Genomic DNA, 24,685 nt, shown 5'->3' with positions numbered 1-24,685 from the left:
AAATGGTACTAGGTGTTGAGCATCTGGCGGTTGATATCGACCAGCCTTATCTTAATAAAATCAGGGCATGAGGCCTGGCAGCCACAGCACGATGGCGGGGAAGTAAATACACAAAGCCAAACCCGTCACTTGAAGCAAAACAAAGGGGATGATTGATCGATAAATTGTGCCTATGCTAATTTCCCCACCGGTTATCCCTTTTAGATAAAACAATGCGTATCCAAAAGGTGGTGTCAGAAAGCTTGTCTGCAAATTTATTGCAATCAGTATTGCAAACCACACAAGAACCGCTTGCCCACTAAGACCAAGGCCGAAATCAAGCGTTTCAATAACAGGCGCAACCAACGGCAGCACAACAAAGCTGATCTCGATCCATTCCAGAAAGAATCCCAGAACAAAGATAATCCCCATTATCAGCATCAAAAGACCAAATGGCCCGAAGCCTGTGCCAGTGATAAGCTGTTCAATCATATAATCACCGCCAAGGCGCTTGAATATCACTGAGAAGCAAGTCGCTCCAATCACAACGAATAGAATCATTGCCGATGTGTTGGACGTGTTGCGCACCGTTGTGCGGAGATTTTCAAAGTTCAGTTGTCGCGCCATTGCCGCTAACAAAAGACTACCAACGGCTCCGATCGCGGCAGCCTCAGTTGGTGTCGCTATCCCCATGATGATAGACCCCAAAACCGCGGCAATCAAGAACAACGGCCCCATCAGATCTCGCAGCAAGGCAAAATAGAGCGGCGTGTCATCTATATCCTCCGGCGCCTCACTGGCCGGAGGTGCCCATTCAGGCTTGATTGATGCAGTCACGAAAATATACGTAATATAAAGCCCTCCCAGAAGCAGACCTGGGATAATCGCAGCCTTGAACAAATCTCCGACAGATATCTGCAGAATGGAGCCCATGATCACCAGCATGATCGATGGCGGAATGAGGATACCAAGCGTACCAGAGGCTGCAATAACACCGCACGCCATCTCAGCTTTGTAGCCTTGCTTCATCATGACCGGCAGCGACAATAGCCCGAGCATCACTACCGATGCCCCGATAATGCCCGTGGAAGCTGCCATTACCACGCCAAGAATGGCAACCGATATTGCCAAACCTCCGGGCGTTCGCCCCAGCAGACGCTGAAGCGTCAGCAGTAAATTCTTGGCTACCCCGGATTGTTCAAGTGTCAGGCCCATGAAAACGAAGAGCGGCACCGCAAGTAACAGCCAATTTTCGATAATACCACCGAAAATTCGAGAGCTGACCGTGCCAAGAAAGGCTACCGGAATGTCGCCTATAAACGAAAACACAATGCCTATACCGCCCAGCAAAAACGCCACCGGATATCCAGAGAAAATCCCCAGCAAAAGCGAGACAACCATCAGTATTGCCAAGGGGTACTGTTGAACGAATTCAATCACTGGACACCTGTTGGTTTACGTTAGGGCCTGTGCATAAATAACTATTCAATTACACAGAGTTGCATTATTCCCGTGGTTTTATCGTGTAGTTCCACTCGCCATGGAATTTGTGGGGGTGCAGGTTGATTGACTCCATTTCTTCGTCCGTTACCTTGCGCCCTTTCTCGTAGGTGTTTGTGTCAAGCTCACAGCGTACTTCTAGTCCTTGTTCTGTCTTCGTCGCTCCGATCAGCTCGATTACCGTGCGATAATCGTACAACGGCTTGCCGCGCCAGTTCATGGTGATAAAGCTGAAGAGTCGGTGCTCGATTCGATTCCATTTGCTCGTGCCCGGCGGAAAGTGGCTGACGCTGATTGATCGACCCAGCTCGTCACTGAGCCCCTGAAGTTCAAGCTTCCAGAGCCGGCTGCGGTAACCGTTACTGCCCCCGCAGTCGGCGGTGATAAAAATCTCGCGCGCCGATCCGTAACGTGCCTTGCCGGATGTCTGCCACCAGCGGCGGATGCTTTGCACCGCAAACTCGGCCGTGTCCGCACTGATCCCGACGTTCACCCAGGCGTCGTTGTCCGCGATGTCGTAAACGCCGTACGGAGCCACCCTGCCAAGCTCACCCTTGAAATCGTGGGTCTTGACCTTCTCCGGCTCACCTTTGGGGCGATATTCTTGGCCGCTGTTCTTGAAGGCTCCGACAAGCTCCTTCTTTTTCGTGTCTACCGACAGCGCAGGCTGTGCAGCCTTTATGTGTCGCTTGCTCTGTTTGGCGATATATAGAAATTGCGCGTTGCGGTCTGGATGCTGAGCTCCTTCGATCGTTTTTGCGTTGCCTTGCAAAGAGTAGCCCAACTGTTTGAGCAGCGTCGACACGCTCCGGAAACTCACTGAATGCCCTGCCGCGCCAAGCTCGTTTGCGAGCACCCGCACGCTCTTGGTCGTCCAACGCAGCGGCGACTGTGGATCGCCGCGTGTGCCCGGCTCCACAAGCGACTCCAGAGCACCGAGCAGTTCGGGGTCTTCGGCAAGTTTCGAGGGGCGTCCGGCACCCGGACGACGAACTCGACGCGGAGACTCAATCGCGCCGCCGTTGCGCTCCATCAGCTCGGCGATGCCGCTACGTATAGTAGGCATCGATAGGGCACTTGCTTCGTGAACGATCGTGATGCCGCCGTGACCCAATGCCATCGCCTCGGTGGCAGCCCATTCGCGCCGGCCTCGTTCGTCGAGTGAGGGAAGGATTTGCGAATATTTCAAACCAATTTTATCTACGAGACGCTTGCGCGACAATTCTTCTCTGCTCATGTGCTGAGCGTAGCAGATATTCTTATAATTTGAATATTAATATTTGCACAGACCCTTAGTTAGTGTGGAAGCGTGTCCAAAATTGATCGGATCAATGATGATGGCGAACTTGGCAAGCAACTGCCCTACTGCACCGATTGCTAGAAATACCAAGCCAATAGGCAGCATCGCCTTGATCAAATACCTGTCTGACAGGCCACCATAATTCGACATTTCGCCGGATATATAGGCCATGCGCACAGAGTGCATCGACAGCCAAGCAATGATCAAACAGAATGGAATCAAGCAAACAACATGTCCGATTACATCAACAATTGCACGAGCCCGAGGACTTAAATTGTGATAGACAAGATCTACCCTGACATGCGAGTCACGATGCAGGGCGTAGGTGGCCCCCAACAATGTCAGAACTCCAAAAAAATGCCATTGCAACTCAGTCATCGAATTGATAGTGATCGCATCGCCGAGTAGAAGTACATCGCCCTCCCAGCGTATGATCTCGTTAAGACCAAGCGTGTTCAGCACAACGGTTGCCAGAACTGACAACATAACGAAAAGGACAAGCCAACTGCTCAGCTGACCAACCACCACTCCCAATCGGATCAATGGTCGGGCCAGCTTATCGCAGAGGACCGCGCTGCGTGCAGCATCGGTAGCCTTTCTCACTCTGGCGCGAAACTCAGATCTTGAAGCTTGTCCCACTCTGCAAACATGGCCGCATGCTTCATCAACGAGTCGTATGCCTCTTGAAGCAACTCATCTTTAGCAAACTCTTCGGTACGCACCTCGTCCCATGCATTGCTTAACGCTTCCATCGTTTCATCCGAAAAACGGTGAAATTGCACACCCTTCCCCTTGAATGTATCCATAGCAGCAGCCTGCAGCGGCATATGATCTGATAATGCGCGCTGAATATTGGCTCGGCATGCAAGCTCTACTTGTAACTGATGGGTTGAGCTTAATTCATCCCAAACTTCTTGATTGAAAATCAACGAATCCCAGTTAGAGCGCTGGTGCCAGCCCGGAAAGTGATAGTGATCGACAACCTCGTCGAACCCCATCGCGATATCAATCATCGGAGTGGCAAATTCTGCAGCCTGGATACGACCACGCTCTAGTGCAAGGTAGATTTCGCCGCCAGGAATAAGCTGAGTCGATGCGCCCAGCTTGCTTAGAACCTTAGCACCGTAACCAGCAATTCGAATAGTCAGGCCATCAAAGTCTTCTGGCCCTGTGATTTCCTTGGAATACCATCCGCCAGTTTCAGGAGGAGAAATCATGCAAGGAACCACATGAACGCCGTAGGGATCATATGCTCGCTGCAGTATTTCTACACCACCGCCATCAAATACCCATGAGTTAAACACTTCAGCATTTGGACCAAAAGGCAATCCACCGAACAGGCCAGTGACAGGAATAGTACCTCCCCAGTAACCTAGCCAATCAAAGCCTACAGGGACAGCACCTGATGAAACAGAGTTGAATACTTCTAGTGCTGGTACCAGATCGCCCGGATTGTGTACTCGCATATCCAATGTGCCGCCACTGATAGCCTTAATATCTTCAGCGATTTTTTCAGCCTTCTGGCCTAGATAATTACTGGTTCCAAAGACGCTTGCGATGTCCAGTTTCGTCACTTTATCTTGAGCAACTAACGGTGTTGCAAAAATGGCGGAGCAGGCAATACTTGCCACCCCAAAAAATCCACCAACAGACCTCACTCGATGCTTGCTTTTAAACATGGTATTCCTCTTCCAATTCCAGCTAGATGAATCTGCCCGAGCAGAACGTCCCGTGTCGCGCAGTGGGTTTTTAGTATATTTGTACCAACCGCAAATCCTTTCACTTGATGTACGACACATAATATATCCGATCGGATCGGATTAATGGAATAATATTAGCGTGACAAAACCATTCTGTCAACCCTCTCGCCTCACGGGACTGGAATCGTTTATTGAATGTTGGGAATACAGGCGCTGGCCACGCTACGCTCAGCAATAGTCCATTTCACACGTATATGGACTCCTTCTCGTTCGCAAGCACATAGCCTCTCAGTCGACAAAGTGCCGAGGTACGGCCACCATTCGTGATAAATCAGACACTTATTTAGATCAAGCGTCTGATTTTATTCACTAAAAAACACACAAATGTTGTCTGTTTTTCACGCTATAAGGGGTCGACACAGGAAACGAAAATTATCGTACGTTAAGCAAGTGAAATGTCACTGAAACCGAGGCTTCCAGGCGCCCTCAACATCTCATTCGGTAATCGATATTTACCGCTGAAGTTGCTCGATATTCGTCCCAGTTGAACCTATCCAGAATTTCGACCAGCTAAGCCCCGTGTACGCTTACTCGGGCCTTGTCCAAAACTGAGGAGATGATCCGTGACAAAGGGGTTGAGAGTCGGAAGAACGACACTACGTGGCGTGGTGCGGATCAGATCGTCCACGAGTTCGCTCATTCGCTCAACTACCAGTTCGGCCTGCCCTCACAACCGCTACTCTCCCTTGCGAGCTTCAGAATCGAAACATTACATTTAGCTTGGGCGAGAGAGCCAGCATCGTTGTGCGCTGAGGCCGAGAACAGAAAAATGTTTACTTGAGTGAAGAAAAAGATACGGTCAATGCCGGGGCAGATAAAGGAATATCAACGTTTCGCCGCAATTAACATTGCGGTGTTAGTGCCGACGTAGACCCGCGGCTATTTGCCGCGGACCGGTTCCGGCACAATTTCAATAGTTGTCAAAGTTGAACGGTTGCTGAGAGTCAGGCACATGATCACTGCCTGCCTCTTCAATTGGCTCCTCGCCACTTTCATCCTCAACCTGTCGCAGTTCAATGATCTCCTCGCCGTAGAGATCCCATACCAGATCGCGCAGTCGGTCCAGATAGTCGAGGATGGCGGCGGCTTCTCTGGGCGACCAGTAGTACGCAACATCGAGTGCCTTTATGTTCATGAGTCGATCCCTCTTGGTGTAATGGGTTTCGTTTTTTTCTTGGCTGCTCGGGTGCGTTTCTGCTTGTCAGCCCTTTGTTTGGCTTCGTGCATGCGATAGGATTCGCCCTCAATGAGCAGAACCTGTGAGTGATGAACGAGGCGATCAACGATCGACACAACACAGGCAGCGTTAGGGAAGACCTCGCCCCAGTCACTGAATGGTTTGTTGGTTGTAACAATGGTTGGCTTGAGTTCGTAGCGTCGATTAACGATCTCGAACAACAGATCGGCATGGCGATTGGCGTAGCTGAGGTAGCCCACTTCATCGATGACCAGGACGTCCGGACGGGCGTAGTGTTTGAGCCGTCGGTGCAGCGCACTGTCACTGTCTCGTCCAGCCAGATCTCCCAGCATCTGAGCGGCGTTGATAAATAAAGCGCTGTGCCCCTGCAAGACAGCCTGGTGTGCAATATTTTGTGCGATGGTGGATTTGCCAACACCGTTGTTGCCGACCAGCAGTAGATTGGTGGACTCCTTAATGAAGTCCAACTTCATCATCTCGGCAACGGCCGTCTGATCACAGCGCTCAGGCCATGTCCAGTCGAAGTCGGCCAGCATTTTGAACCGCCCCAGATGCGCATGCCGCAACCGGCGCTCAAGCCCTCGACGGCGCCGTTCAATTTCCTCCCATCCGACCATCGTGGCAATCCAGTTCAATTGGGCTTCATCAAGCTCATCCCAGTGGGCTAGTAATCCCGGCCATTGAAGAGCTGCAACGCGGCTGTTCAGTACCGCATGATCTAGTGGTATCTCAGGAGTTGTCATCGTTTTGTTCCTCTTTATCGGCACTCGTGTCCGTGAAGTGGGCGTAGCCGGCCAACGATGCTGGACGCATCGATAGCTGTCGCAGCTGCTCGTGCCGCGTCAACGGCATTGCCAGCGGTGGCGGCTCGTTGCGCGTCTCGCGGCGCCGCTCAAGCACTTGTTGCACACTCTGCGGGTGTGCGGCATCGTGATCGAGCACTTCGGCCAGAGCCGCTTCCAGTTCGCTGGCGTGGTATTGATCCAGCAAATTTTCAAGCTCTGTGATGGTTGAGCCCAGGCGATGACCTCGTTCAATGGCCTTTGACAGGAACGCCACACTCGAGGGGGCCGCCTTGGCCAATCGGTCCTGGCCGCGGTGGTGACGGGCTTGTCTTTTTCGTTCGATCAGGGCAGCTACATGTTCCGGATTCTCAATCTGCTCCCCCTTGCCAAAGGTACGTTGGTGGCGGGCGATCTCGAGACCGTCTTGCAACACGGCAACCGTCTTGAGCGTGGCGGTCACGGTAGCGCCGCGACGTACGGCGGTGTGCGGAACCGAGTAATCATTTAAATCGAAGCGAACATAGGGTGTCTTGCCAATGCGTGCTTCAACACGTTCATGCGTGGGGAATGGATTGTCGGGCAGTCCGATCAGCGCAGGGCGCTCCTGTTCGAAGGCCTCTGCGACACTCATATCCGGGTCTTCAGGACACCGTCGCTCAGAGGCCGTTGTCTCGCACCACAATTTTGCCTCGGCGTTCAGAACGTCCAGATCCGTCCACTGACGACCGGCAAAAAAGTTGTCGCGGATATAGCGAATGGCACGCTCGACGCGTCCTTTCTCATTTCCTCGATATGGCGCGCATGGCCTTGGTTCGAAGCGGTAGTGTGCTGATAACTCGAGCAGCGTCGGATGAAAACGGATGGTGTCGCCCTGACGCTCGAGCACCGCCGACTTCAGGTTGTCGTACAACAGGATCCGGGGAAGTGCGTTCCATTGCGTGAAGGCCGCCACGTGCCCTCGCAGGAAATTATCCATGCGTTGATTGAGATAAAAGCGCAAAAAGATCCGACGACTCCAACTCAGCACCACAACAAAGGCCATCAATGGGCGACGAGCACGGCCGACCTGCAGATGTCCGAAGCTACCCCACTATCCCGAGCATCAAACTATGCCGAGTTGACTCTGAGAAGCATGGCAGCTGCAGTTTGTACTACAGATCACTCGGCATAGTATTTTCCTCGTTCACTTCCGCATTCGCGGATGGAGGACCGTCATGACTACAGCATCAGCTCAACGTGCTTATCTTTTACATGAGATCGAAGGTCCGATCTCGCAGTTTCGCCAGTCACTTATTCTCAGTCTTGAGAAGCAGGGATTTAGCCAACGCTCTATCCATTGCCAGCTTCGTGTTGTTGCCAGGTTTAGCAATTGGCTGCAACGCCAGAATGTCTTGGCGAGCGATATCACCCCAGAGCATCAACAAACGTTCTTCAGCTGCCAACCGTGGCAACACTCTAGTCGTCAGGGCCATGTTAAATCAGTTGGTCGATTGTTAGATCATTTGCGCAATCTTGAGGTTATACCTGTATGTCAACCGCAAGTTAAAAGCTACTCTCCAGTCGATATCGCTGTTATGCAGTATGCCCAGTACCTTCGTCACAAAGTCGGTATCACTGAGCTGTCTATCACCAAGTACTGCCCATTTGTAAAAGACTTCTTGCTCAAGAATACCGATGGTGTTTCACCTTTTTGCTGCGATATAGGAGCCGCCGATGTGATGTGCTACTTCACCAAACTAGCATCGGTGGTAAGTATTTCACAGGCAAAGTCTGCAGCAACTGCCATTCGCTCTTATCTCAAGTATCTGAACTACATGGGACATATCAAGTCTGATCTGGTTGGTGCGGTACCTACTGTACCGAACTGGTCGTTGAGTGAAATTCCTCGTTCGATCTCCGCAGATCATGCTCGACAAGTGCTTGATAATTGCCCCAGACACACCGCTATTGGCCTGCGTGACTACGCGATCCTGCTGATGCTTGCTCGACTCGGACTTCGGTCCAGTGAGGTTGTATCCCTTACGTTGGACAGTATTGACTGGGGTAACAGCTCCTTGTCCTTTGTCGGTAAAGGTAGCCAACCAGCGGAGTTGCCCATGACATCCGACGTAGGAGAAGCGCTGGCAGACTATCTAAAGCACGCTAGGCCCCATTGCGATAGCCGTGCACTGTTTCTGCGTGGGTTGGCACCGATGCAAGGGCTTGGGTCACCAACAACAGTAGGCACTATTGTTTGCGCAGCTATCAGACGTGCTGGAATACAAACCACGAGCTATGGCTCTCATCAGTTTCGACACGCGTTGGCCAGCTCCATGATGAACGGTGGAGCCACTTTGGATGAGATTGGCTCCGTGCTGAGACATCGCAAAGCTAAAACAACGAGGCTCTACGCAAAGGTTGATATCAACTCTTTGCGAATGTTGTGCCTGCCCCTACCAGGTGAAGACCAATGAGCCTGCTGTCCGATCGGTTGGAAGACTATCTGGTCATGCGTCGCGGTCTCGGCTTCAAACTGCAATCAGACGGAACCGCCCTTTTGTCGTTTGTCGAGTTCATGGAACTCAACGATGCAATACACATCACCAACGAGCTAGCAATTTCGTGGGCAACCTCACCAAAGAATGTCAAGGCCAATCACTGGTCACGCCGCTTAGGGTTTGTGCGCGGATTTGCAAAATATTGCCGCGCCTTTGATCAGTGCTCTGAGGTTCCTCCGTCTCAGCTACTCCCCGCGTGCCAACAACGATCAAGCCCCTACTTTTTCAGTGACGCTGACGTTAAGCAACTGCTGCAACGAAGTCTGGTACAAGACGATAGTGCTGGAGTATCAGGCAAAACTACTCATTGCATTCTCAGCCTCCTTTGTACAACCGGCCTGCGTATCAGCGAAGCCCTTCGACTAGATGTTGCTGACTTCGATGCCGAGCAGGGGGTTTTGTACGTGCGTGTTAGCAAGTTTGGCAAGTCACGATTGATTCCCTTGCACCCGTCGGTGGTAGCTCTGTTGATGGACTACCTTTCATCCGCTACAAGCATGACAACTGTATTTAAGCCGGTTGCCTTATTTCGCAACGCGAAGGCACAGAGACCATGCTATGACAACATATACCGACGGTTCCGTCGCTTATCGAATGACTTTCCCGATCAGCCGGGGCGCCGGCGTCCTCGATTGCATGATCTCCGGCATCGGTTCGCAGTAAAGACATTACTGAACTGGTACCACGATGGCACTGATGTTCAAAGTTGGCTGCCGGTACTCTCTACGTACTTGGGACATGTCGAAGTGCGGGATACGTACTGGTACATCAGCGCATGTCCCGAGCTCATGGATGCTGCGCGGCGACGACTAGAGTCTCGCTGGGAGGGCAGATCATGAGCGTTGAATCGACTTTTCCCACGCTTTTAACCAAGTTTTTCAGTCAGCGGCTGATACAGCAAAAGCGTGTGAGTCCGCACACCATTAGCTCGTACAGAGATACGTTTCGTCTACTCCTACGATTTGCTTGCAGTGAACTGGGCAAAGATCCTTCAGCGCTGGCATGGGAAGATATTGATGCGCCGTTGATCTGTGCGTTTCTTGATCAGCAGGAACAGCAGAATGGTATTAGTCCCAAAACTCGCAATCTCCGCTTGAGCGCGATCCGATCCTTTTTTCGATTTTCTTCATTTGAGTTACCTGAGCGGATGGCGCTCGTCCAACGTATCCTTGCTATCCCGCCCAAGCGCACGTTGCGAAGACAGATCGGCTACCTGTCGCGTACAGAGGTAGATGCCCTGCTTGCCGTGCCCGACCAGGAGACGTGGGCTGGTAGGCGTGATCACGCTTGGTTGATCACCGCCGTACAGACTGGACTTCGCGTCTCAGAATTGACGAGTCTCAAACGTAAGGACATCGAGTTAGGCACCGGAGCCTACGTGTACGTGGTTGGCAAGGGCCGTAAGGAGCGGTACACGCCGTTAACACGAGAGACGGTAACAGCGTTGAAGTCCTGGATGACGGAATCGGATACTTCGACAGAAGGTGTTCTCTTTCCCAGCTTGCGTGGAAAATCCATGAGCAATGATGGCATCCAGTATCTCCTGTCCAAGCATTGCAGGAAGGCTGCAACGCTGTGCCCTTCGTTACAAGACAAGCGAGTATCACCTCATCAGCTGAGACATACGGCTGCCATGGAGCTTTTGAAGGCAGGTGTTGATGTGACTGTAATCGCGCTCTGGCTTGGTCACGAGTCTCTCGACACCACACGGATCTACCTCGAGGCAGACCTGGAAATGAAACGGTGTGCCCTAGCGAAAACTACACCGCATCAGGCACAGACCGCAGGGTTCAAGGCCGATGACGCATTACTCGAATTCTTGAAATCATTGTGAGAGCAATACTATGCCGAGTGATTAGGAGTGCAGCCTACAGCTGTCATGCTTCTCAGAGTCAACTCGGCATAGTTTGATGCTCGGGATAGTGGGGTTTATGCCGAGCTCGGCATAAACCCCAGTCGACCTGACCTTGTTCTCCTGGTAAGGTCTTCAGCCGAAGGTAAGCCTCCGGTGTCTTTCTCGGTCTCAGCTGCGACACATGCGCTCGGAACTGGCTCGAACTACCTGGATACCCACGTGAGCGTGCCATGACGAACAGCCGTGTGGCGCTCAACTTGGGATACTTCGCCAGCTCCTCCAGAATCATTGGATAATAGGGATCAACGATTGAGGCTTTGCGTGCCCGTTCCAGCTTCGGCAGCCCGGCCTGACACAGCACCCGATCAACGGTGGTGTGATGAACGCCCAGCTGCACCGCGATGGTGTTGACACCCCAGTGTTCAACGAAGTGGTAGCGCAGAATCTTCGCCTCCATTTCTTTGTCGATGCTCATGCTCTTCGGCCTCCTATACGGTCGAGCCCTCATGGCTCACGTGTCGAACGACGCCAATGAGGGCGTCGTGATGGAGAGCGGAGAAAGTCACGTCGCAGAAATGGGTCGCATGGCCGAGCACAAAAGTGACAATGCAAGGCTGGTTGCCGAGACCTGTGACTGAGTGGCGATGCATCATCAACGTTCTCAGCTCTGAGAGGCAGTAAAGCAATGGCGTTGGGGGAACCCTGATGCGTTACTTTCTGCCTCTGACGCTCCCGATAGCGACGTTGACGAGCGGCATTGGCGTGTCGGCCACGGCGGGTATTCTGATAGCGACGAGTTGCTCGTTTGAGCGATTCACGACGGGCTGCAGCCGCACAAATTGAAGGGCAATAACGTTGGCCTCGATCACAGCTTTGGCAGATCAGACACTGCGCGTGGCAGCGAGCGCAATTGAATAACCGGCCGGAAGGCTTCATCGGTGCTCTCAAGCCGATGAGTGCTGGATTTATACCCGGTCCAGTGAGACACTAAACGGGCTGTGCTAACGCACGGTTCGGGGCACGGCGTCAGTTTGGACTCCTACATCTTTGGCTGGCGCTGTGTCTTTCTCTTCGGCTTACCTGTGATACCGGAGAGTGCCTGCCTTGTCACCCCTGCAAAATATTTCCGAGTCGTCGAAACGGCACTTCAGCTGACATCATCCGCTCGGGGTCCGCGGCAAATAGCCGCGGTATTAGGCTGGCAATAACACCTGGCAACGTCCAGTGTTCACGTGCATAGTTTAAATACATATGCATCTGACCGGCGTCGGCATGACTAAATCGCCCGACTTTCAGGTCGATGATCAGCAAACACCGCAGTCGGCGATGGAAGAACAATAAGTCTACCCGGAACCAACGATCATCGAGCCTCAGTCATCGCTGACGGCCAACGAATGCAAAATCATCGCCCAACTCGAGCAGGAAATCGGTCAGGTGCTGGATTAGCGACTCCTCAAGATCGGACTCGGAATACTGGTCTTTCAGATTTAGAAATTCGAGAACAAAAGGATCCTTGATCGCATCAGCCGCTGTTAGTGGTTGCTTGTCGGTATCGGTCTCCGCTTGCCTGAGCATCGCGGCCTTGTCTCGAGAGAGAGCAGCACGCTCATAGAATTGGCTATTGACTTGCCGGTCGAGCTGCCGAACCGACCATCCGGCACGAAATGCCTCTGCCTCATAGAAGGCTCGAGCTTGCTCGTTCTTGACGCCGAGTAGACGGACGTAGGCCGACCAGGGCAGCGGGAATGCCTGCGAAAGCAAGGCAAGATCGGTTGAATTGTCCGTCAACACCCGGAGTTGTTTTGCTGGTACCGATTCTCCAGACAGTGTCTGGAGAATTCGCTCTTCCGGCCAGCCTAAATGAAAGGCCCTCATCTGCCACAAATTCTGACGACTGAAGCCACGTCCAAAACGCTCAGTCAGATCAGCCGCCAGCCGCTCCACCAAGGAATCTCCATACCCAGCGCGATCATGACCCCCCTGCTCGGTCAATACGATATGTCGACCAATCTCCCAGTATGTCGCCGTCATCAAACGATTGACGCTGCGCGCCGCAGCCGAACGTGCTGCCTCTACGACACCAGCAATACTTTCGTGAATCTGCTGATAGCCCTGATCTGATTCGGGTGAGTTGTTCATGCTCCTTGCACAAGTTATGTTCAAAGTAGTAACTGATGATAGCGTGCGCACCGGGCTCTGGGGCTGAGAGTCTGCCACTCTCTTTGGTTTTGGAACACCGGATCGTGGTGGGCTTATCCAAATGCTCCAGACCTGAACCTTGCCCATCTGTCCGCGACACCGTGTTCAATTTATGACCAAGTTAAAAACGTGTGTGCGATCAACCACTTCATGTCCTTACTCACCGAGTTATCCCCGCAAACTGTGGATAACTCGGGGTGGTCGCTTTCGGTAACTTTTCAATCACGGAAAAAACGACACACCCAACTTTCGAACCCGCCCATCAGGCGTCACCGGTGTCGCTTTCCAAGCCCATATCCGAGTCTTTGGGTGGCTCGGTAATCTGTCGTAGGAGGCTGGCAATCAGCTCATCCTTGTCGGCGAGCCGTGACGTCATCATGCTCTGAAGCGCCTCCTGTCCATGGCGAATTCCAAATTATCGCCGAAATGCAGCACTTTGGATAGACTTGTTCTTGCCGGCTGTCTGCCCTATTCTGCTCTGCCATGAAGGACCTCTTTTTACTCCTTGCGCATCTGTTGACCACGATCGCCAAACTTCTGGGACCTGGCGGCGCGAGAGCCATTGTTGCCGATAGCCTGCTAACGAAACAGCAGCTTCTGATCATCAATCGCACCCGGCGCCGTTCGCCAAAACTGACGGCACTGGATCGCTTCCTGATGGGTTTCTGCTCTCTTTTCCTTCTGCATCGCCATATTCTAAGAGCGGCCGTGATTGTCCGGCCCTCGACGCTGTTGAAATTTCACCAATTGCTCAAACAGCGCAAATATCGTCTTCTTTATTCTTCCTGTGGCACTTGCAAACCTGGCCCAAAGGGCCCGTCAAAGGAACTCATTAATGCCATTATCGACATAAAACGACGCAATCCCACCTTTGGTTGCCCACGCATCGCGCAACAAATCAACCTTGCGTTCGGCACCAATATTGATAAGGATGTCGTCAGGCGAGTCTTGGCTGCACACTACCCGCGTGATTCGGGTGGCGACGGTCCATCCTGGTTGACCTTCTTGGGCCATACCAAGGACAGTCTCTGGAGTGTGGATCTGTTTCAGTGTGAATCCATTCTTCTCAAGAGCCACTGGGTGCTCGTTGTCATGGATCAGTTTACTCGGCGCATCATCGGCTTTGGAATACAAGCCGGCGCGGTGGACGGTATTTCGCTATGCTGCATGTTCAACAAAGTCATATCGGGCAAAGGCATCCCACAGCGATTGAGTTCTGATAACGATCCCCTATTTCGGCATCACCAATGGCAAGCCAATCTACGAATTCTCGACATAGAGGAAATCAAGAGTGTGCCCTATTCGCCGACGTCGCATCCGTTCATTGAACGACTAATTGGAACGATTCGGCGTGAGTACCTTGATCAGTTGTTTTTCTGGAATATGCAAGACTTGGAGCGAAAACTCGCTGATTTTGCTCAATACTATAATCAGAATCGAGCCCATCAGTCACTTAATGGCAAAACTCCTGAATCTGTCAGCAGTGAAGTTCAATCTCGATGCGCACTGCTCGATCACTATTCATGGCATTCACACTGCAATGGGCTCTTCCAGACTCCAATCGCTGCATGAAGTAGGAATTCGCCATGCACAGGTGATTGGGTTGGCATGATGAGCTCCTGTTATAAAGAAGCTCAGCTTCGCGCGAGGAAAAAGGCTTGTCTACACCCTTATATCTTGGCGCTTACTCCCAGCGTATGTCCAGCTGTCTGGCAACAGCGCTGACAGAGGCCTCCTTGAGCCAGTCAATAACCAGAATCTCGAACAAAGCCGTGAATCGAGAACGCTCCTCTGCCCAAGGGACATTGATCTGCTTGATACCATGCTCCTCGCATTTCACACGAGGCACTTGCGCAACCAGAACCGTCTGGTACTGACACGTGTCCAGATGACGCCATCGACGCTCTCGCTTGTCATGGCGTGGGCAGACCTTCTGGCACACCGGGCAATGCATGTCAGCTGATGATGGAGCACTGACACGAACTTCAATCTTGCCACCGTCCAGCTTCAGGCCGACGTCAGTGACGCTCCATGGCTTCGGAATTCCCAGAATTTGCTGGTACAGATCTTTATCATTCATGCCATCAAGGCTAACTTACCCACACGGAAACCGGAAGACCCGACTATATAAACAAACGCCACCTGTTCTCAGTTTAATAGCCGTGCATCTAAGGCTATTTTTGGTGGCGGTATATAATGTAGCAGAGCCATCGACTGCTTCAAACTTGGATAATTTAGCTGCCATCGGTACTTCCTTTGTCGTGGTCAAATTATAGCGATCAAATAAATCCGCTCATGGTTCCGTAGTCTACCCAATATAACGCTTAAGCATTTTTTCTATTTGACCACTAGTGTAGTGAAACATACAAAGAATTCAAATGAGCGAGTCTCTCGCTCGTGATACTTTCTCAAGAATTATTCCAACTGACTTTGTCCACACGAATGGCTTTGGATTAATATTGTGAATATTAATGAAGCTCATCAGTTTATCTTCCAAGTCTTTTACTGAGGTGAATACGCCGCGTCGGATGGCTTTGTCAGTAATCAGACCGAAGAATCTCTCAACCAAATTCAGCCACGATGAGCTTGTTGGTATAAAGTGAAGGGTGACTCGCTTGTTTCTCTTCAACCAGTTTTTTACTTTCTTATGCTTGTGCGTGGAGTAATTGTCCACGATGACATGCAGGCCCAACTCCTTTGGCGTTTGTTTCTCCACCGTTTTAAGAAACGACAAGAACTCCTGATGTCGGTGGCGCTGTTTGCACTCACCAATAACCTCACCACTAAACACATTGAGTGCAGCAAACAAGGTACTGGTGCCGTTTCTCTTGTAGTCATGTGTCATCGTCCCTGCACGACCTTTCTTCAGCGGAAGACCCGGTTGGGTGCGATCCAGTGCCTGAATCGAACTCTTCTCATCAACACAGAATACGGCCGCGTTCTCAGGTGGATTCATATATAGCCCCACCACATCTTTCAACTTCTCCTCAAAGTGAGGATCATTGCTTACTTTGAACGATTTAATCAAATGTGGCTTCAGACCATTTTCACGCCATACACGTGACACAAACATTTGGTTGATACCCAGTTTTGCTGCCAGTGTACGAGTGCTCCAATGAGTCTGGCCCTCCGGCTTTTCCCGGGTAGTGATATCAATGATCTGTTGACGTAGCTTGGCATAACTGGCGTTCTTGCTACCGTTTCTTGTGAGGCCACGGGGCAGGTTTTTCTCGATACCCTCGATGCCGTTTTCACTGAATCGCTTCCTCCATCGACCTATCGCATGTGCACTGAGTGGCACATGCTCTGCGATCTCCGTGTTCGTCAACCCTTCATCAGCTAGCAAAACGATGGATAAACGCTCTTTCAGGCGTACCGGTGTTTTACCACTGCGGCAAAGCCGATGAAACTCCTCGCGTTCCACTTCGGTAATTTCAATGAATATCGGGGCAGGCATGCAATTTCATTCAACCAGAGACACTTATTAATTATATACTATTGGAGTGTTTTGAATGTTTCAGTACACTAGCCCTATAATTAGTGTTTATTTAATAACTTTTTTATACCAATCGACAATACCTTCACCAATTTCGTGTGGATGCGACTCTTGTAGATAATGCTTTCCTTCACCTAAATCTACTGCAGTAATATTTTTCCACGTTTCAGCGATATGCTCACCTAATTCTCGATTAATGATTAGTCCTGGCTCTGCATAAAATAACAACTTAGGCACATCTGAATTTTTGTGGTATTCATTATATGAATTAACAATGTCAGTGGTAAATTTTGGGACGCCATCAAACGAAATTTGACCAGGCCACATAAGCAGTGGTTTACGGCTCTTTTCTTCCAAATAAGGCGCTCGGTAATGGTCCATTTCTTCTTGAGTTAATTCTCTGCCCGCCATCATGGGTAGCATAGCCTCAATAAAGAAGTTGTTTTTAACAATCATTTCATGCCCTTCTGCAGGGTCACGAAATTTTTTAAATAATGTTTCTGTCTCTTTAGTCGTATTTTTCCAATAAGAAACTTGAGACATAGCTTCAAAAAAAACAATCCCTTTTATATTTTCTCTATGCTGATTGGCATAGTTAAAACCCAAAGCAGAACCCCAATCTTGAATGACTATAATGATATTTTTTAAGGCTAACTTTTCAATAAACGCATCTAAATAGGTAATATGGTCTTCAAATGTATAATCTATATCGGGCTTGTCAGACTTACCCATTCCAATAAGATCAGGAACAACCACACGACCTAAGGCACTTACATACGGAATGATGTTTCGCCATAAATAACTTGATGTAGGGTTTCCGTGTATGAGTAAAAAAGTATCTTTAGAATTTTTGTCTCCTTCATCTACATAATGCATTTTAGAATCTAATACTACTTGAAATTTAGATTCAAAAGTAAACGCTGCTGATATTGGTTTGTTGTTTGACATATTTATTCCTTTTTAAATGTTTAAATTGAATTTTTGCGATTTAAACCTCTTGCTGCTTTTCTAATTTGCTTCAGTTTTTCTCGTTTTTTTTTATCCCACTTTTCTGTACCCGCGCTATATCCGTAAGCACAAATTTTAGTTGCGTTTTCAAATAGAAATCCTTCCTGCTCTTTAGGGTATATATTTCCTATTTCTCTAAGTGTCCAACCCACTCCTTTTTCAACATAATAAGCGTGGTCAGAAATTAAAAGTGCTACCAAATCTATAAGTACTTGAAAAGGTAAATAGTGTTTTCTATGAGCGCTGTAATAAAGTAAACCCACTATGCTTTGTCTTCTATGCCATGGGTTTGTAGACGTATTCCATTTTTTATACGTTGGCAAAATTAATGCTGCATCATATTCTACTAATTGAGCATATATTTTTGAAATGCCATCGCTTGTTTCCCATCGATTAATTTTGTCTTGCCATAATTTAATCGTTGGCCAAGCGGCCAGCATTTCATCTTTGTTTTTAATATGCTTCTCCAAGAAATACAAACAAAACATTTCTGCTCTATACACTTTGGTGTTCGTCCAGATATAACTCCATATCGCTAGTTGTTTATCAAAAGGCAATTGCTTAAAAGAAAAACCTCCTTCAAAAGCTTTTCTTTGCAAAGGAACGGTTTCACCTGCTTTAGAAGTGATTGTTTCTATTTCTTGAAGGTAGTTTTGCATATTATTTAAAACTCTAATGCCGATTTAAAGAAATTACCAACCGTTTGTGATTTTATATTTTAAATTCACCAACAGCTTTTTCACACCCATTCCAATTGATAGCGACATTAGATTCGTCAAAAAGTAGTTCTTCTGGTTCTAACAAATTTGGAAAGCCACTTATCCCTTCAGTTGGTCCATAAAAATCACCAGATTTCGCCTCTTTATCCATAGCAGCTCTAATAATTCCAGCGGCGCCATCTTCAGCAGACTGTGCTTGGCTCATAACGCCTCCGTTAACATCCATTCCACCTGTTTCAGCTGAAGTTGCTTGAAGGTTGGTTATGGCTACGCCAGGATGCGCCAATAATGAAATAATATTTTTAACGTTAGCCTCTAAAAGTTTCTTTTTTAAACCATAGGTAAAAGTGGCATTTGCCAATTTAGTTTGGTGATAACGCTCCCATCTAGCGCCTTGAAAATTTGCGGTTTCTTCAAGTGTGCCATTACCTCCTAAGTTACCTCCATTTTTCTCAAAATAGGCAGATTCTAATGGTCCACCTAATCTAGCTAACGACGTTTGGTTTATGACTCTAGCTTCACAACTGTTTTTAAGTAAAGGATACAATTCTTTGGTTAAAAGAAAGTGAGATATGGCATTTGTTTGCATTTGAACATCATAACCATCTTTAGTCGCTTCATCTTTTACAGCCATAATACCAGCATTATTGACTAAAACATCAAGAACACTATATTCCGATTTAATTTGTTCAGCTGCTTGTTTTACACTTTCAAAATCTTGCAAATCGCACGCTATTGCTTCAAATTTTCCACTTGGAACTGCTTCGGTTAACTGCTTATAGGCATTTTCTGATCTTGCACTTGTACGATTAAGCAGTAGGACTGTAGCCCCTTTCTTAGCAACTTCTCTTGCGAATACAAATCCCGTACCACTTGTAGTACCTGTAATGGCAACTACTTTACTTGTCATATCTTGAGAATGTTCTTCAAGTACTTTATTAAGATAGATTGTTTTATTTTGAGTCATGATTATTCCTTAGTTTGTTACATAATACTTCTGAGTGAAAAATGAATTCAACACATTTACCTGGGAGGATTTTAAACGACCTTCTAATTCGATTAGCCCAATGTTAATGCTTGAATGACTATTATTAAGCGCCAAGTACATTAGCCATGTTGAGTCTTAAACTTTTAATACGCCAACCATTTGTCGTTCTAACATAATCATTATCATAACTGGCAAGCATACAAATTACTTTTTCGCCATCAATAGCAGGAGAAAAAAGAATCCATTTTGCTGTCGCTTTATCTTCATTAATTTCAATAATGGGGTTAGTAAAACTATGAATAAAGAATTTATTCTTTGCATCAAAAGATTTAAAAGATTCGATTATTTCTTTGTGTCCATTAGCTAATACTCCAGCTGCTGGCGCTTCCCATAAAGCATCTTCGGTAAATATTTCAGTGAGCTTTTTAATATCCATCTCTTTCTCATTCCAACCTTTATCTACATAATGACCATATGTAGCTTGGAGTGTTCTTATAGCTTCTAAATCTTCTAATTTTTGAATTCTTTGTTCTAATGTATTTTTCATCTTTTTCTCTTTAATCATTATATTGGTGTTAAGTTTTTGTTTTGTAGAACAGAATGATTAGCTTATTTTAAAGATTCACGAATGGATTCTTTCCCACTATATAGCTCAAACGTTTTTCCTTTAGTATTATCGGCGTTTAAACAATACGTAATTGTCGCTGCTACATCTTCTCGTGGAATGATTAACTCTTTAAAACTTTCAGCTCTTGTCGTTCTAACTAAAAGATCCCTACGCGGAGCGCAGGGGCTTGAGTCGGCCCCATAGGGGCCCGGTATGCCTGGCCGTCAGAGACGACCAGGAAGCCAACCCCCCAGCATTTACATAACTACAGCCCGAGCTGGCGCTGCTCTATTTGTTGATCCTTCTTATCTTGATACCGAACATAAGCCTGGATCTTTTCCAGATCCAAACCCACCGTGTCAACGCAGTACCCCTTTGTCCAGAAGTGATTGCCCCAATACGGCTTTGTCCGTAACTCTTTGAAACGCTGGAGAACTCGTATTGCCGTCCTCCCCTTCACCATTCCGACATAATCCGATACCGACAGCTTCGGCGGTATCGACACGATCAAGTGAACGTGGTCGATCTGCACGTTCAACTCCACCACTTCGCACTTCTTCTGCTCCGAAAAAGCCCTAATACAACTGGATACTTCTTGTTTCACCGAACCGGCAAGAACCCGGTACCGATACTTGGGTGTCCAAACCACATGATATTGGCAGTGCCATATCGTGTGTGATAGCTTCTTAAAACGACTCATTGGTATTCCTCGAATGAGGCTATGGGGATAGCTCACGAGAGGTTTACCATTGAGTCGGACTATCGGCAAAGCCTCAGCCCTCTGACCACGTCCGGAGGACGTGGGTTTCTACGATACGACTAAACCCGTTCCATTTTCATTGGTTAAACTACCGGGGCGTAAAATCGTATAATCTAAACTACTTTCTATTAAATAATAATCGGAAAAATACTTTGCCACCAAATAGGGTTTTATTTCTGATTCAAATTCGTCAGGGTCTTGTGCGCCTAAACCACTTACCATTACAAAATGTTGTATACCTTCCTTTAAAGAATAATCAACTGCTTTTTTTGCTGCCCATAAATCTATTAAGGGCTTGTGAATATATTATATATACATTTTGATTATATCTGCTAAGCTTATTCGATAATGAAAAGCGAAAAGCAAATTCGGCAACAATATTCTCAGATTCTCTCCTCACTTGATGAGCGTGGACGACGTGAGTGGGCCGCCTCGGAAGCAATGACTCTGGGCTATGGTGGCATAGCGATTGTTCATCGAGCCACCGACCTGTCGCGTATCACCATCACTCGTGGTATTAAAGAATTGCGAGAACGAGGCGATGCTCAGCCTCAGTTGGCAAGGCGGGTTCGCCAGCCCGGCGCTGGCCGACCAACAAAAGTGTCTGAGGATCCCAAGCTGCTCGGTGCACTGGAATCACTGGTGGAGCCGGTCACGCGCGGGGACCCGCAGTCGCCGCTACGCTGGACGCTCAAGAGTCTACGGGTGCTCGCTGGCGAGTTGAGCCAGCTTGGTCACACGGTGAGCTATCGCACGGTGGGTCATCTGCTCAAGAAGCTGGGTTATTCGCTGCAAGGCAACGCCAAGAAGCTCGAAGGTGCCCAGCATGAGGATCGTGATGCACAGTTTCGTCATATTGCTCGCCAGAGCAAGCGGCGGATCAAGGCAGGAGAGCCCGTCCTGTCAGTGGACACCAAGAAAAAGGAACTGGTAGGGTCCTATAAAAACGGCGGCAAGGAGTACCGCCCGAAGGGTAAACCGGAGCCGGTGAAGACTCACGATTTCAAGGGCGAACTGGGTCGGGTAAGCCCCTATGGGGTTTACGATATCGGTGACAACGAGGCATGGGTGAGTGTCGGCATCAGTGCCGACACCGCCGAGTTCGCTGTGCACAGCCTGCGTCGCTGGTGGCAAGAGCTGGGTCAGAAACGCTACTACGGCACCACGCGCGAAATTTTCGTCACAGCCGACTGTGGCGGCAGCAACGGTTACCGCAGCAGGCTCTGGAAGCTGGAGCTGCAGAAGCTCAGCGATGAGTTGGGCATTGCCATTAGCGTCAGTCATTTCCCTCCAGGAACCAGCAAATGGAATCGGATTGAGCACCGTTTATTCAGCTTCATCACGTTGAACTGGCGCGGCAAGCCACTGGAGGACTATCGAACAGTCGTCGAGCTGATCGGAGCGACAAAAACTCGGGAAGGACTCGAGGTGCATTGTGAGCTTGACCAGAATCCCTATGAAAAGGGAAAAAAGGTTACTGACGAGCAAATGGAATCGATCAACTTATACCCTGATCGGTTTCATGGTGAGTGGAATTACACGATAAGACCACGAGAATAAACAAACAATATAAATATATAGTTTATTTATTCACAAGCCCTAAAAGTGTTTTATCGTCGCCTGTATTACCGCCAGAACCTGCACTAAATACTACTTTATCGCAGCCCTTAAAAGCGTGTTCAAAATCAGTTTCAAGATCGCCAACAACAGCCTCTACACCCATATTTTCTAACTTCTCAGCTTGTTGTTTGCTACGAACCATTGCGAGCACTGGGCGATCCTGATTGTGAAGCAACTCAACCACTATTTTACCAATCTGGCCATTAGCGCCAATAACGAGTGTTTTTTTCATTTTTTATACCTTTTAAAGCAACTGTTTCACGTTGACCTGCCAAACAAAATACAAAAAAGGCAGGATCAACTCACATTAGATTAGAAGTCTTGAATTGTTGGTCTGATAATAATTTCGTTAATATCGACATCATCTGGTTGTTCAATCGCATAGGCGACAGCTTTGGCAATAGATAACGCTGGAATGGCGTCTTTATAAATATTTTGAACAAATTGAGAGGTGGCTTCATCCGAACTGCCGAATTTTAATTCAGAATCAATTAAGCCGGGTGATAATAGCGTTGTACGTATATTGCCACCTACTTCCGCTCTCAATCCTTCCGTTATCGCTTTAACCGCAAATTTTGTACCGCTATAGACAGCCGTTCCCGGTGAAACTTTATGTGCAGCAACGGAAGCGAGATTAATAAAGTGACCACTATTTTGTTTTGTAAACACTGGAAGTGCAGCGGCGATACCGTAAAGTACCCCTTTGATATTAATGTCGATCATGCGATCCCATTCATCAACCTTAACCTCAGCAATCGGAGCAACTGACATCAAGCCGGCATTGTTGATCATTACATCTAAGCGTCCAAAGGTCTCAATCGCCTTGTCGACAAGCATCTGAACCTGATCGGCCTGTGCGACGTCGGTAGCCAGTACCTCGGCTTTGCCACCGGCGGTGCGAATGTCGTTGGCAATCGCCTCCAGGCGATCCTGGCGGCGCGCGCCGAGCATGACCATCGCACCGAGAGAGGCCAGATGCCGGGCGGTGGCTTCGCCCAGACCGCTGCTGGCGCCAGTGATGACGACGACTTTGTTTGCAATGTTGTTCATTTTCGTATTTCTCTGAAGTTGGGGTTTTTACGGGGTCAAGGTTGCAGATTCCCTGCAACCTTGAGATTGCGTACAGTCAGACCGGCTGGACGTTCGAACAAACGCTCGTACCATGCAGTGATGTTTGGGCGAACAGTCGTGTGGTATGCGATTTGGGGCCGTAAGAGTCGTAGGGCCTATTCGCTTTCGATCTGGCTCAGCAGGCGGCGCAAGGACAGGCCGAAGCTTTCGGGACTGTCTTCCTGAGTGAAGTGGTTCGCGTGTGGTAGCAATTGCACTGGCGCATCAGGGAAATGCCCCCTCCATCGGGCGACGGTGTCGCTCTGGCCCAAAAGTTCGTCCAATTCACCGAAAATCAGCTCTGCTGGCTTGTCAGCCAGGAGGTGCAATTGTTCTTCAATCTGCGAAACCCATTCCTGTTGATCGATGATCGCAACCGGGAAATATGCCGCACCTTCGCGGGATTCAGGTGTCGGGAACGGCATCCGGTAGGCATCCGTCACAGCTGTATTCGCGGCGGAAACCGGGTTTATTCCGGCCGGCATCATCTCCGCAGTAAAGAAGTTCTCGTCGATCAGTTTTCGCTGCATTTCCGGGGTCGCCATCTGCTTGGAGAAATCGGCCAGTGCAGCTGCGGGTCGCCAAGCCCATGTGTTACTGACAACAAGACCTGCAATTTTTTCAGGATTATCCGTGGCTACGGATAATCCGGTGGGCCCGCCCCAGTCCTGAACAACCAGGATGAATTTTTCCAGCCCGAGATGCTCGTTCACCAGCGCACTGATCCACTCGGCATGTTCTTGTGGCGTCCAGTTGAACCCTTCAGGTGATTCTGAAAAACCAAACCCTGGCAGGTCATAGGCAATCACGCGTGCCTCACTTGCCATGTCCTTGATGATGTTGCGGTTCAGGAAAGACCAGTCAGGATTGCCGTGAGTCAGAACGATGGGGAAACCTTCTCCCTCGTCTATGTAGTGCATCGCCACACCATTGCGTTCGAACCAGTGGCTCTTGAACGGGTATTCCTCTTTGTCGACGACGAACGGTCGGAGTCGTTCGTCCGTGGGGTCGGCGTTGAAAGCAACCGGGTCGGCGCTTTGCTCATAGATGATGGCATCGGCCAGGACTGGCGTGGTCAGCGGCGCAAGCGCCACCAGCCCGGCCACGATGTACCGAGTGAACGTATTTCTGGTCATGATTGATTTCTGATCGGAAGGGGTTGAATGGGGCATCGCCAGGTGGCGTGGAACATCCGCGTCAGCCTGTGAATCGTGTCTGTTCTTCGTCTGTTTCACTGCGAGAATCTTCATCCAACCAAACATGT

Annotated in this window: 26 protein-coding genes and 1 pseudogene; 6 read left to right on the top strand and 21 right to left on the bottom strand. The window is 49.0% G+C overall.

Annotation, left to right across the window (positions count from 1 at the left end; all coding sequences use genetic code 11):
* Nucleotides 1-60 precede the first annotated feature (60 nt).
* The 8 genes from IMCC3135_RS16865 to IMCC3135_RS34160 form a co-directional block, all read right to left on the bottom strand.
* Nucleotides 61-1,419, bottom strand: coding sequence for a TRAP transporter large permease (locus tag IMCC3135_RS16865; protein WP_205737572.1), 1,359 nt, complete (start codon nt 1,417-1,419; stop codon nt 61-63).
* A 64-nt stretch (nt 1,420-1,483) separates the two neighbouring features.
* Complete coding sequence (locus IMCC3135_RS16860; protein ID WP_088917300.1) at nt 1,484-2,716, bottom strand: ISAzo13 family transposase; 1,233 nt, start codon at nt 2,714-2,716, stop codon at nt 1,484-1,486.
* Between the two features lie 36 nt (nt 2,717-2,752).
* On the bottom strand, nt 2,753-3,382 hold the full coding sequence (locus IMCC3135_RS16855; RefSeq protein ID WP_088918674.1) for a TRAP transporter small permease subunit: 630 nt from the start codon (nt 3,380-3,382) through the stop codon (nt 2,753-2,755).
* The gene (locus IMCC3135_RS16850; RefSeq protein WP_157736055.1) at nt 3,379-4,458 is read right to left on the bottom strand and encodes a TRAP transporter substrate-binding protein; all 1,080 of its coding nucleotides are present in this window, start codon (nt 4,456-4,458) and stop codon (nt 3,379-3,381) included. Before IMCC3135_RS16850 ends, IMCC3135_RS16855 begins: the two co-directional genes overlap by 4 nt.
* Nucleotides 4,459-5,449: 991 nt before the next feature.
* Nucleotides 5,450-5,674 (bottom strand): hypothetical protein, encoded by a 225-nt coding sequence (locus tag IMCC3135_RS16840; protein ID WP_088917051.1) that lies wholly within the window; start codon nt 5,672-5,674, stop codon nt 5,450-5,452.
* The gene (istB, locus tag IMCC3135_RS16835; protein ID WP_088917052.1) at nt 5,671-6,480 is read right to left on the bottom strand and encodes an IS21-like element helper ATPase IstB; all 810 of its coding nucleotides are present in this window, start codon (nt 6,478-6,480) and stop codon (nt 5,671-5,673) included. The genes IMCC3135_RS16840 and istB overlap by 4 nt, the downstream gene beginning before the upstream one ends.
* Nucleotides 6,467-7,498: a Mu transposase domain-containing protein gene (locus IMCC3135_RS16830; RefSeq protein WP_236994613.1), complete on the bottom strand. Its 1,032-nt coding sequence runs from the start codon at nt 7,496-7,498 to the stop codon at nt 6,467-6,469. Before IMCC3135_RS16830 ends, istB begins: the two co-directional genes overlap by 14 nt.
* 310 nt (nt 7,499-7,808) lie before the next feature.
* On the bottom strand, nt 7,809-7,994 hold the full coding sequence (locus IMCC3135_RS34160; RefSeq protein WP_157735832.1) for a hypothetical protein: 186 nt from the start codon (nt 7,992-7,994) through the stop codon (nt 7,809-7,811).
* A 102-nt stretch (nt 7,995-8,096) separates the two neighbouring features.
* Here IMCC3135_RS34160 and IMCC3135_RS16825 point away from each other — a divergent pair, with 102 nt between their 5' ends.
* From IMCC3135_RS16825 to IMCC3135_RS16815, 3 genes are read left to right on the top strand one after another with little or no spacing between them, the layout of a single operon-like run.
* Nucleotides 8,097-8,975, top strand: coding sequence for a site-specific integrase (locus IMCC3135_RS16825; protein ID WP_157735833.1), 879 nt, complete (start codon nt 8,097-8,099; stop codon nt 8,973-8,975).
* The gene (locus IMCC3135_RS16820; protein WP_088917054.1) at nt 8,972-9,898 is read left to right on the top strand and encodes a tyrosine-type recombinase/integrase; all 927 of its coding nucleotides are present in this window, start codon (nt 8,972-8,974) and stop codon (nt 9,896-9,898) included. Before IMCC3135_RS16825 ends, IMCC3135_RS16820 begins: the two co-directional genes overlap by 4 nt.
* Nucleotides 9,895-10,893 (top strand): tyrosine-type recombinase/integrase, encoded by a 999-nt coding sequence (locus IMCC3135_RS16815; RefSeq protein WP_088917055.1) that lies wholly within the window; start codon nt 9,895-9,897, stop codon nt 10,891-10,893. The genes IMCC3135_RS16820 and IMCC3135_RS16815 overlap by 4 nt, the downstream gene beginning before the upstream one ends.
* Before the next feature lie 58 nt (nt 10,894-10,951).
* On the opposite strand, the gene IMCC3135_RS16810 is transcribed toward IMCC3135_RS16815, so the two are convergent.
* On the bottom strand, nt 10,952-11,389 hold the full coding sequence (locus tag IMCC3135_RS16810) for a hypothetical protein (RefSeq protein WP_088917056.1): 438 nt from the start codon (nt 11,387-11,389) through the stop codon (nt 10,952-10,954).
* Nucleotides 11,390-11,420: 31 nt separating this feature from the next.
* Here IMCC3135_RS16810 and IMCC3135_RS35255 point away from each other — a divergent pair, with 31 nt between their 5' ends.
* Complete coding sequence (locus IMCC3135_RS35255) at nt 11,421-11,552, top strand: hypothetical protein (RefSeq protein ID WP_257790415.1); 132 nt, start codon at nt 11,421-11,423, stop codon at nt 11,550-11,552.
* 469 nt (nt 11,553-12,021) lie between these two features.
* On the opposite strand, the pseudogene IMCC3135_RS16805 reads toward IMCC3135_RS35255, so the two are convergent.
* Nucleotides 12,022-13,053, bottom strand: a pseudogene (locus IMCC3135_RS16805) (PDDEXK nuclease domain-containing protein).
* A 543-nt stretch (nt 13,054-13,596) separates the two neighbouring features.
* On the opposite strand from IMCC3135_RS16805, the gene IMCC3135_RS16800 reads away from it, so the two are divergent.
* Nucleotides 13,597-14,685 carry an integrase core domain-containing protein gene (locus tag IMCC3135_RS16800; protein ID WP_088918671.1) on the top strand — a complete coding sequence of 363 codons (1,089 nt, stop codon included), beginning with the start codon at nt 13,597-13,599 and terminating at the stop codon, nt 14,683-14,685.
* A gap of 112 nt (nt 14,686-14,797) precedes the next feature.
* On the opposite strand, the gene IMCC3135_RS16795 is transcribed toward IMCC3135_RS16800, so the two are convergent.
* The 8 genes from IMCC3135_RS16795 to IMCC3135_RS35555 all read right to left on the bottom strand — a co-directional run bounded on the left by IMCC3135_RS16795 (nt 14,798) and on the right by IMCC3135_RS35555 (nt 20,979).
* The gene (locus IMCC3135_RS16795) at nt 14,798-15,193 is read right to left on the bottom strand and encodes a transposase family protein (protein WP_088918670.1); all 396 of its coding nucleotides are present in this window, start codon (nt 15,191-15,193) and stop codon (nt 14,798-14,800) included.
* Between the two features lie 294 nt (nt 15,194-15,487).
* On the bottom strand, nt 15,488-16,570 hold the full coding sequence (locus tag IMCC3135_RS16790; protein WP_088918669.1) for an IS630 family transposase: 1,083 nt from the start codon (nt 16,568-16,570) through the stop codon (nt 15,488-15,490).
* An 87-nt stretch (nt 16,571-16,657) separates the two neighbouring features.
* Nucleotides 16,658-17,557, bottom strand: a complete 900-nt coding sequence (locus tag IMCC3135_RS16785) for a haloalkane dehalogenase (RefSeq protein ID WP_088918668.1) — start codon at nt 17,555-17,557, stop codon at nt 16,658-16,660.
* Between the two features lie 20 nt (nt 17,558-17,577).
* On the bottom strand, nt 17,578-18,276 hold the full coding sequence (locus IMCC3135_RS16780; protein ID WP_088918667.1) for a DNA alkylation repair protein: 699 nt from the start codon (nt 18,274-18,276) through the stop codon (nt 17,578-17,580).
* Nucleotides 18,277-18,328: 52 nt separating this feature from the next.
* A complete protein-coding gene (locus tag IMCC3135_RS16775; protein ID WP_205738095.1) occupies nt 18,329-19,303 on the bottom strand; it encodes an SDR family NAD(P)-dependent oxidoreductase in 975 nt (324 codons plus the stop codon).
* A gap of 124 nt (nt 19,304-19,427) precedes the next feature.
* A complete protein-coding gene (locus IMCC3135_RS16770; RefSeq protein WP_157736054.1) occupies nt 19,428-19,871 on the bottom strand; it encodes a nuclear transport factor 2 family protein in 444 nt (147 codons plus the stop codon).
* 325 nt (nt 19,872-20,196) lie between these two features.
* Nucleotides 20,197-20,631, bottom strand: a complete 435-nt coding sequence (tnpA, locus tag IMCC3135_RS16765; RefSeq protein ID WP_088915928.1) for an IS200/IS605 family transposase — start codon at nt 20,629-20,631, stop codon at nt 20,197-20,199.
* A 108-nt stretch (nt 20,632-20,739) separates the two neighbouring features.
* Nucleotides 20,740-20,979, bottom strand: coding sequence for an NAD(P)H-binding protein (locus IMCC3135_RS35555; RefSeq protein ID WP_418251446.1), 240 nt, complete (start codon nt 20,977-20,979; stop codon nt 20,740-20,742).
* A gap of 60 nt (nt 20,980-21,039) precedes the next feature.
* On the opposite strand from IMCC3135_RS35555, the gene IMCC3135_RS16755 reads away from it, so the two are divergent.
* A complete protein-coding gene (locus tag IMCC3135_RS16755) occupies nt 21,040-22,251 on the top strand; it encodes an ISAzo13 family transposase (RefSeq protein WP_088918663.1) in 1,212 nt (403 codons plus the stop codon).
* 22 nt (nt 22,252-22,273) lie between these two features.
* Here IMCC3135_RS16755 and IMCC3135_RS16750 read toward each other — a convergent pair whose 3' ends face one another.
* The 3 genes from IMCC3135_RS16750 to IMCC3135_RS16740 all read right to left on the bottom strand — a co-directional run bounded on the left by IMCC3135_RS16750 (nt 22,274) and on the right by IMCC3135_RS16740 (nt 24,671).
* Nucleotides 22,274-22,543: an NAD(P)H-binding protein gene (locus IMCC3135_RS16750; protein WP_088918662.1), complete on the bottom strand. Its 270-nt coding sequence runs from the start codon at nt 22,541-22,543 to the stop codon at nt 22,274-22,276.
* Nucleotides 22,544-22,623: 80 nt separating this feature from the next.
* Nucleotides 22,624-23,361, bottom strand: a complete 738-nt coding sequence (locus IMCC3135_RS16745) for an SDR family oxidoreductase (protein ID WP_088918661.1) — start codon at nt 23,359-23,361, stop codon at nt 22,624-22,626.
* Nucleotides 23,362-23,537: 176 nt separating this feature from the next.
* Nucleotides 23,538-24,671 carry an alpha/beta fold hydrolase gene (locus IMCC3135_RS16740; protein WP_157736053.1) on the bottom strand — a complete coding sequence of 378 codons (1,134 nt, stop codon included), beginning with the start codon at nt 24,669-24,671 and terminating at the stop codon, nt 23,538-23,540.
* Between the last annotated feature and the right edge of the window lie 14 nt (nt 24,672-24,685).

The organism is Granulosicoccus antarcticus IMCC3135 (assembly GCF_002215215.1).
Classification (GTDB): Bacteria; Pseudomonadota; Gammaproteobacteria; order Granulosicoccales; family Granulosicoccaceae; genus Granulosicoccus; species Granulosicoccus antarcticus.
Note: the sequence above shows the minus strand (reverse complement) of the source record. Positions and strands in the feature narration are given on the sequence as shown.